5 protein-coding genes and 1 pseudogene are annotated in these 8,361 nt (G+C 64.2%); 4 read left to right on the top strand and 2 right to left on the bottom strand.

Annotated elements, in window-relative coordinates; all coding sequences use genetic code 11:
- Positions 1–77 precede the first annotated feature (77 nt).
- The gene (locus tag GCU53_RS26840; RefSeq protein ID WP_425278180.1) at positions 78–239 is read left to right on the top strand and encodes a hypothetical protein; all 162 of its coding nucleotides are present in this window, start codon (positions 78–80) and stop codon (positions 237–239) included.
- Positions 240–281: 42 nt separating this feature from the next.
- Here GCU53_RS26840 and GCU53_RS25335 read toward each other — a convergent pair whose 3' ends face one another.
- Complete coding sequence (locus tag GCU53_RS25335) at positions 282–1,304, bottom strand: zinc-dependent alcohol dehydrogenase family protein (RefSeq protein WP_152390274.1); 1,023 nt, start codon at positions 1,302–1,304, stop codon at positions 282–284.
- Between the two features lie 183 nt (positions 1,305–1,487).
- Between GCU53_RS25335 and GCU53_RS25330 the strand changes: the two genes are divergently transcribed.
- The 3 genes from GCU53_RS25330 (at position 1,488) to GCU53_RS25320 (ending at position 6,928) form a co-directional block, all read left to right on the top strand.
- A complete protein-coding gene (locus GCU53_RS25330; RefSeq protein ID WP_152390273.1) occupies positions 1,488–2,432 on the top strand; it encodes a LysR family transcriptional regulator in 945 nt (314 codons plus the stop codon).
- A gap of 87 nt (positions 2,433–2,519) precedes the next feature.
- The gene (locus GCU53_RS25325; RefSeq protein ID WP_152390272.1) at positions 2,520–3,758 is read left to right on the top strand and encodes an efflux RND transporter periplasmic adaptor subunit; all 1,239 of its coding nucleotides are present in this window, start codon (positions 2,520–2,522) and stop codon (positions 3,756–3,758) included.
- Entirely contained in the window at positions 3,755–6,928 is a 3,174-nt protein-coding gene (locus GCU53_RS25320) for an efflux RND transporter permease subunit (RefSeq protein WP_152390271.1), read from the top strand. Before GCU53_RS25325 ends, GCU53_RS25320 begins: the two co-directional genes overlap by 4 nt.
- A gap of 101 nt (positions 6,929–7,029) precedes the next feature.
- Here the strand turns inward: GCU53_RS25320 and GCU53_RS25315 are convergent.
- Positions 7,030–8,243, bottom strand: a pseudogene (locus GCU53_RS25315) (RNA-guided endonuclease InsQ/TnpB family protein).
- Positions 8,244–8,361: the final 118 nt, after the last annotated feature.

Here is an 8,361-nt window from a genome sequence, read left to right as displayed (position 1 = left end):
ACCATCGCGTGGTTTGGCTGATCGTGGTCGAGGTCTTGTACAGGTAGTCGCGGCGGGCGTTGCCAATTCGAGAATGAATGCACTGGACGCGGGCTTTCACCTTCTTCCAGTTGCTGCCGAACTTCACCTTGCGGCTCATTGCCTGCTGCGCCTTGCGCAAGGTTGTCTCGTACCGCTTGAAGCTGTTGAGCGGGGCATGGAACGTGCCATTCCACTGGGTCAACCTGCCAACAACATGACAGTACTCCCTTGATCGTTGCAGAACTTGCCGGTATGCCCGATTAGCTAACTGGCAACTCGAGCACCACACGCCCACGATCAGGACAGCTTTCCAGATAGCGATATGCTGCAACGAAATCCTCGAAGGCGAATACCCGGTCGATGGGCGGCCGCAGCAATCCCTGCGTAGTCAGCTCGTCGATCTGCTGCAATGCTGTCCGGACGGTCTCACGGTCGGGCTCTATGCCCAGCTCCGGATGGCCGGTGAAATCCAGGATGCAGTGGCGGAAGAACTGCAGGTGCTTCTGGAAGGCTGCGCAGGCCGGGAAGCTCGCATCGTTGCCGCCATTGAGCCCATAGAGAATCAGTTTGCCGCGCAGTGCGGCCAGATCACCGAGCAGCTTCATCTGCGGCCCGCCACACTGATCCAGCACCACCTCGACACCCGTACCACACGTATGGCGCTGCACTTCCATCACCAGATCCTGCTCCTCGGTGACGATGACCTTATCGGCCCCCATCCGGCGGATAAACTCCCGGCTCGCTGACTGACTGGTGGCGGCGATCACCTCGGCACCAAGGGCCTTGGCCAGTTGCACTGCCTGTGGCGCCAGGCAGTGTCCGGCCTCGGTGACCAGCAGCCTTTGGCCGGGGCGCAGCCGGGCCAGGCCGACCAAGGCGAAGAAGGCATAGAGGTAAGGTGTGTAGTGCACCGCTGCCTCTCGCGCCGAGAGTACCTCGGGATAGACCGTCAGGCTGGTGCGGGGCATCAGTACCAAGTCGCCACAGGCCGGATAACGGTTCGGCGAATGTGCTGGAAAACTGGCGACCGGCATGCCCGGCGCAAGATCGACAACGCTCTCGCCCATTGCCGCCACGCGCCCGGCCAGTTCATAACCTAGGCCGGCCGGCAGTCGCGCCCATTCCGGAGCGAGGTTCTGTCGCCACAGCACGTCCTGCCAGCCAAGGCCCAACGCCTCCACCTGCACCAGCACTTCGCCTGGTCCCGGCCGCGGGGTCGGCACCTCCTCCAGACGCAGCACGTCGGCATCGCCGAACGCGTGGAAACGGATCATGCGGGACATCGCCTACCTCATCTCGAAGTCATCACCCCGACTCTAGCGGGGCTGGCCAGGCAACTCCACCTACCTCACCTCGATAGTCGACATGCACGCCGCTGATCTACACCCCTCCCGTACCGGCAGGCCCCACCCTTGACGCGTGCCGGCCTGGCCTGCACCTTTGCCCCAGCCTAACGGACGAGACTTATGAACCGTAACGATCTGCGCCGCCTCGATCTGAACTTATTAATTGTCTTCGAGACGCTGATGCACGAGCGCAGTGTGACCCGCACGGCGGAGAAGCTCTTTCTCGGCCAACCGGCGATCAGTGCAGCCCTGGCCCGCCTGCGCAACCTGTTCGACGATCCGCTCTTCGTCCGTACCGGCCGCAACATGGAGCCGACCACCCGGGCCGTGGAAATCTTCGCCCTGCTCTCCCCTGCTCTCGACTCGATCTCCACTGCCGTCAGCCGGGCGGCCGACTTCGCTCCGGCGACCAGTACGACCGTGTTCCGCATCGGCCTCTCCGATGATGTGGAGTTCGCCTTGCTGCCACCGCTACTGCGCCGCCTGCGCGCCGAAGCACCTAGCATCACTCTGGTGGTGCGCCGTGCCAACTACCTGCTGATGCCGCAGTTACTGGCTTCGGGCGAGATCTCGGTGGGTGTCGGCTACACGGAGGCGCTGCCGGCCAATGCCAAACGCCGGGTGCTGCGCCGGAGCATGCCGCGCTTGCTGCGGGCCGATGCCATCCCCGGTGCGCTGAGCCTGGATGACTACTGCGCGCGGCCCCATGCGCTGGTGTCCTTCGCCGGCGACCTTTGCGGTTTCATCGACGACGAGTTAGTCAAACTGGGTCGTACGCGCCGCGTGGTGCTGGCCGTTCCCCAGTTCAATGGTCTGGGCACTCTGCTCGCCGGCACCGACATCGTCGCCAGCGTGCCCGACTACACCGCCGCGGCCCTGACTGCTGTCGGCGGTCTGCGTGCCGAGGCGCTGCCCCTGGCGACGCCCGCCTTCGAGTTGCACATGGTCTGGCGGAGCGCTCAGGATAACGACCCGGCCGAGCGCTGGCTGCGCTCGCGCATCCAGATGTTCTGCGGCGACCCGGACAGCTTGGCCCAGACAGACCCGCCCCATCACTCCGACTGATAATCAACTTCGCGACATTCGATTCGTCGCCGCCGGGCACGCGTCCCAGACTCCGCACACGCATACATACGACCGGCGGAATCATACATGGAACCGTTCCTATCCCGGCCCCGGCATCTCGCTCTGGCCATCATTGTCCTTTTGACCCTGAACGCTTGCCGCAAAGCCCCGGAAACCTCCCCGTCGGCGCCGCCTGTCAAGGTCAGCGTCGCGGAGGTCATCGAACAGCCGATCAACGAATGGGACGAGCTCTCGGGACGCCTCGAGGCTCCGGAGTCAGTGGCGGTCCGCCCGCGGGTGTCCGGTTACATCGACCGGGTAGCCTTCACCGAAGGTGGTTTGGTGAAGAAAGGCGAACTGCTGTTCCAGATTGACCCGCGTCCCTTCGAAGCTGAAGTCAAGCGTCTGGAAGCCGAACTGCAGCAGGCCCGTACCAGTCTTGCCCGCGCCGCCAAGGAGGCCCAGCGCGGCGAACGCCTTCGTGCCAGCAAGGCCATCTCCACCGAGCTGGCCGATGCTCGAGCCAGCGCCGCCCAAGAGGCTCGCGCGGCGCTCGCTGCGATCCAGGCACAGTTGGACAACGCCCGTCTGGACCTTGGCTTCACCCGTGTCGTCGCGCCTATCGACGGCCGCGTCGGTCGTGCCGAGATCACCGCCGGCAACCTGGTCAACGCCGGCCAGGCCCTGCTGACCACGGTGGTATCCACCGATCGTATCTACGCTTATTTCGATGCCGATGAGCGCATATTCCTCAAATATGCCGAGCGGGCCCGGCGCAACGGCGACGATGCCCGCGCCGCCGCACCGGTGTACCTTGGCCTGACCGGCGAGAGTGGCCACCCGTACCTGGGCCGGCTGGACTTTCTCGACAACCAGGTCAATCCACGCACCGGCACTATCCGCGGGCGTGCGGTGTTCGATAATGCCGATGGCCGCTTCACGCCCGGTCTGTATGCACGCATCCGGCTGGTCGGCAGCGATACCTACGCCGCCGCCCTGATCCAGGACACCGCGATCGGTACCGATCTGGGCAAGAAATTCGTCCTGGTCCTCGACGAGGACAATATCCTGAGCTACCGCGCTGTCGAGCTGGGACCGAAGCTGGAAGGTCTACGCATCGTGCGCCAAGGCCTGGCCAAGGGCGAGCGGATCGTGGTCAACGGCTTGCAGCGCGCCCTGCCCGGCGTCACCGTGGAGGCGCAGGACGTGCCCATGGCCGATGCTGATACCCTTGCCGCCCTGGCCCGCCAGCGTCAGGCGGTGGATGGCGATGCCGCATCCCGTGTGGCAAGTCGCACGATTGCAGTCAAGGACGGACGCCCATGAACTTCTCGCAATTCTTCATCCACCGGCCGATCTTCGCCGCCGTGCTCTCGCTGCTGACCTTGATCGGCGGCGCCATCGCACTGTTCCAGTTGCCGATCAGCGAATACCCGGAAGTGGTGCCGCCCACTGTGGTGGTGCGCGCCAACTTCCCGGGCGCCAACCCCAAGGTGATCGGCGAAACGGTCGCCTCGCCGCTGGAGCAGGCCATCGTCGGCGTCGAGGGAATGCTCTACATGTCGTCCCAGGCAACCTCCGACGGCAAGCTGACGCTGACCATCACTTTCGCTCTAGGCACCGATCTGGACAACGCCCAGGTGCAGGTGCAGAACCGCGTGACCCGCACCATGCCGACCCTGCCCACCGAGGTGCAGCGCCTCGGCGTGACCGTCGACAAGGCCTCGCCGGACCTGACCATGGTGGTTCACCTGACCTCGCCGGACGAGCGCTACAACATGCTCTACCTGTCCAACTACGCCGCGCTCAACGTCAAGGACGAGCTGGCGCGCCTCGACGGCGTGGGAGACGTGCAACTGTTCGGCCTCGGCAACTACTCCCTACGCGTCTGGCTCGACCCGCACCGGGTAGCCTCGCGCGGCCTCACCGCCATGGATGTGGTCAACGCCATCCGCGAGCAGAACCGCCAGGTCGCCGCCGGCTCCCTCGGCGCACCGCCTACACCGGGCGACACCGGCTTCCAACTGTCGATCAACACCCAGGGCCGCCTGGTCAGCGAAGAGGAGTTCGAAAACATCATTGTCAGTACGGGTGAAGATGGTGAGATTACCCGCCTGAAGGACATCGCCCGCATCGAGCTGGGCTCCAGCCAGTACGCCCTGCGCTCGCAACTGAACAACCGACCGGCCGTGGCCATGCCGGTCTTCCAGCGACCCGGCTCCAACGCCATCGAGATTTCCGATGCGGTGCGTGCGCGCATGGCCGAGCTGAAGCAGAGCTTTCCGCAGGGCGTCGACTACTCCATCGTCTACGACCCGACTGTGTTCGTACGCGGCTCCATCGAGGCGGTAGTGCATACTCTGTTCGAGGCGATCGTCCTGGTAGTGCTGGTGGTGATCCTGTTCCTACAGACTTGGCGCGCCTCGATCATCCCTCTGGCGGCGGTACCGGTATCGCTGATCGGCACCTTCGCGGTGATGCACCTGTTCGGCTTCTCTCTCAACGCCTTGTCGCTGTTCGGCCTGGTGCTGGCCATCGGCATCGTGGTGGACGATGCGATCGTGGTGGTGGAGAACGTCGAGCGCAACATTGCCCTCGGCAAGCCTCCTCTGGAGGCGACCCGCCAGGCCATGCAGGAGGTGACCGGCCCCATTATCGCCACCGCTTTGGTGCTTTGTGCGGTGTTCGTGCCGACGGCGTTCATCTCTGGCCTGACTGGACAGTTCTACCAGCAGTTCGCCCTGACCATCGCTATCTCTACAGTGATCTCGGCATTCAACTCGCTGACCCTGTCGCCGGCCCTGGCCGCCGTGCTGCTCAAGGACCACCATGCCCCCAAGGATCGCTTCTCCCACGTGCTCGACAAACTGCTCGGCGGCTGGCTGTTCGGCCCCTTCAACCGCCTGTTCGAGCGTGCCAGTCACGGCTATGTCGGTACCGTGCGCCACGTGCTGCGAGGCAGTGCCATCGCCCTGCTGGTCTACGGCGGGCTGATGGGCCTGACTTGGCTGGGCTTTTCTAGTACCCCGACAGGCTTCGTACCGCCGCAGGACAAGCAGTACCTGGTTGCCTTCGCCCAGTTACCGGACGCTGCCACCCTCGACCGTACCGATGCGGTGATCCAGCGTATGTCGGAGATCGCCGGCCGGCATCCGGGGGTGGCCGACACCGTGGCCTTCCCCGGCCTGTCGATCAACGGCTTCACCAACAGTCCGAACAGCGGCATCGTCTTCACCCCCCTCAAATCCTTCGAGGAACGCAAGGATCCGTCGCTGTCGGCTGATGCCATCGCTGCCGAGTTGAATCGCCAGTTCGCCGAAATCCAGGACGCCTACATTGCTATCTTCCCGCCGCCGCCGGTGCAGGGCCTCGGCACCATTGGCGGCTTCCGTGTGCAGATCCAGGACCGTGGCGGCCTCGGCTACGAGGAGCTGTATCGGCAGGTGCAGAACGTGATCGCCAAGAGCCGCACGGTGCCAGAGCTGGCCGGCCTGTTCACCAGCTACCAGGTGAACGTGCCGCAGGTCGACGCCGACATCGACCGAGAAAAGGCCAAGACCCATGGCGTGGCCATCAGCGACATTTTCGACACCTTGCAGGTGTATCTGGGTTCGCTGTACGCCAACGACTTCAACCGCTTTGGCCGCACCTATCAAGTCAATGTCCAGGCCGAGCAGCAGTTTCGCCTGGAGCCGGCACAGATCGGCCAGCTCAAGGTGCGCAATAACCGTGGCGAGATGGTGCCGCTGTCGACCTTCGTCAGGATCGAAGGCAGCGCCGGTCCCGATAGAGTGATGCACTACAACGGCTTCCTCACCGCCGAGATCAACGGCGCCGCAGCCCCCGGCTACAGCTCCGGCCAAGCCGAGGCTGCGATGGAGCGGCTGCTGCGTGAGGAACTGCCGGGCGGCATGACGTTCGAGTGGACCGAGTTGACCTACCAGCAGATCCTTGCCGGCAATACCGCCATCTTCGTCTTCCCGCTCTGCGTGCTGCTGGCGTTCCTGGTACTGGCCGCCCAGTACGAGAGCTGGGGCCTGCCGCTGGCGGTGATCCTGATCGTGCCCATGACCCTGCTGTCGGCCATCGTCGGGGTCAAGATCGCGGGCGGAGACAACAACGTCTTCACCCAGATCGGCCTGATCGTGCTGGTAGGGCTGGCCTGCAAGAACGCCATCCTCATCGTCGAATTTGCCAAGGACCAGCAGGCAGAGGGCCGGGACCGTATCGCTGCCGTACTGGAGGCTTGCCGCCTGCGTCTGCGGCCAATCCTGATGACCTCCATCGCCTTCATCATGGGCGTAGTGCCGCTGGTGCTGTCCTCTGGGGCCGGTGCCGAGATGCGCCATGCCATGGGGGTGGCAGTATTCTCCGGGATGATCGGAGTGACGCTCTTCGGCCTGCTGTTGACCCCGGTATTCTTTGTGTTAGTACGGGCTTTTGTCGAACGACGCGAGGCTCGGAGAAGTCGGCAGGCACTTGGAGCGCGGGAGTGAAACTATAGCGCGCCGTCAGTCTGGAGTCCGTTGACATCCTCCCCTCCCTCTCGCTGACGCTCGCCGCCCAAGGGCGGAAAGGAAGGGGGTTCCTACCGTGTTCAGCCCGACAGGGCTGACTCACCTCGGCGGGTTCCTGCTGCTGGCGGCCTGACCGCACCGCTCACTTCACAGGCTAACCGGGCGTGTCCCGCCCTTAGCACATTGATGGCGCCGACCACATCGGCGTTTTCCTCGAAGCCGCACTCGACGCAGGCGAACCGCTCCTGCGTGCGGCGGTTCTCCGCCGATACATGCCCGCAGGCTGGACAGGTGCGACTGGTGTTCCGCGGCGGCACCGCCACCAGATGGCCACCGTTCCACGCCAGCTTGTGATCCAGCTGGCGGCGGAACTCGAACCAGCTCTGGTCCAAAATCGCTCGGTTGAGCCCTGACTTGGCCCGCACCTGTTTGTCCAGTGTCTCGGTGGTGACTGCTGCCGACCTGGACATGTTGCGTACCTGCAAGTCCTCTACGAACACGAGCGCGTGGTTTTGGCTGATCGCGGTCGAGGTCTTGTGCAGGTAGTCGCGGCGGGCGTTGCCGATACGGGCGTGAATCCGCTGGACGCGGGCTTTCGCCTGCTTCCAGTTGCTGCTGAATTTGGTCTTGCGGCTCATGGCTTGCTGCGCCTTGCGCAGCGCAGCCTCATGCCGCTTGAAGCTGTTGAGCGGCGCGTAGAATGTGCCATCGCTCAAGGTGGCGAAGCGGGCGATGCCGCTGGGTCGATACCGACGGCGCCACCCTGCGACACGGGAATTTCCACCTCGCGCCGCGTCTGGATGGCGACGAACCACCTGCCGCCACTCAGGCTGACCGTGACGTTGCGCAACTCGCCCAGCGCTTGCCGGCTGTTGCGGTAGCGCAGCCAGCCCAGCTTGGGCAGGAAGATCCGGCCGTTGGCCTGGTCGAGCTTGATCTACTTGGGGTCGGGATAGCGGAAGCTGTCGCGCTGGCCCTTGCGCTTGAAGCGCGGAAAGTCGGCACGCTTCTCGAAGAAGTTTTTGTAGGCTTTTTCGAGGTCTTTGAGGGCGTGTTGCAGGGGGTGAACGGGCGCTTCTTTCAGCCAGCTCGTTTCCGCGCTGTTGCGCCAAGCGGTGAGCTGTTTGGCCATCGCCACATAGCCGATGTACTTGCCACCGGCCTCCCGATTGGCCTGCTGCAACGCCAGCGCCTGGTTGAATACGAACCGGCACGAGCCGGCGAAGCGGCGCATCTGGCGCTGCTGTTCGCCGGTCGGCATCAGTTCGTATTTGAAGGCCTGGAGTCGCTGCATGCCAATGGCTGTCTGGATATACAGACATGAGTATAGGGCCGCTACGCGGCCCACGCTATCCTTCCCCGCCCTGAAGGGCGAGGTTTGCCGCGCACTGGATCAACACCGGGGCGGCCGG

Source organism: Azotobacter salinestris (assembly GCF_009363155.1).
Lineage (GTDB): Bacteria > Pseudomonadota > Gammaproteobacteria > Pseudomonadales > Pseudomonadaceae > Azotobacter > Azotobacter salinestris.
The sequence above is the reverse complement of the archived record's forward strand: the minus strand, read 5'-3'. Positions and strand labels throughout refer to the sequence as shown.

Bases quoted from the DNA above. Each gene is read 5' to 3' on its own strand.
- GCU53_RS26840 (WP_425278180.1), top strand. From the start codon at position 78: ATGCACTGGACGCGGGCTTTCACCTTCTTCCAGTTGCTGCCGAACTTC.
- GCU53_RS25335 (WP_152390274.1), bottom strand. From the start codon at position 1,304: ATGTCCCGCATGATCCGTTTCCACGCGTTCGGCGATGCCGACGTGCTG.
- GCU53_RS25330 (WP_152390273.1), top strand. From the start codon at position 1,488: ATGAACCGTAACGATCTGCGCCGCCTCGATCTGAACTTATTAATTGTC.
- GCU53_RS25325 (WP_152390272.1), top strand. From the start codon at position 2,520: ATGGAACCGTTCCTATCCCGGCCCCGGCATCTCGCTCTGGCCATCATT.
- GCU53_RS25320 (WP_152390271.1), top strand. From the start codon at position 3,755: ATGAACTTCTCGCAATTCTTCATCCACCGGCCGATCTTCGCCGCCGTG.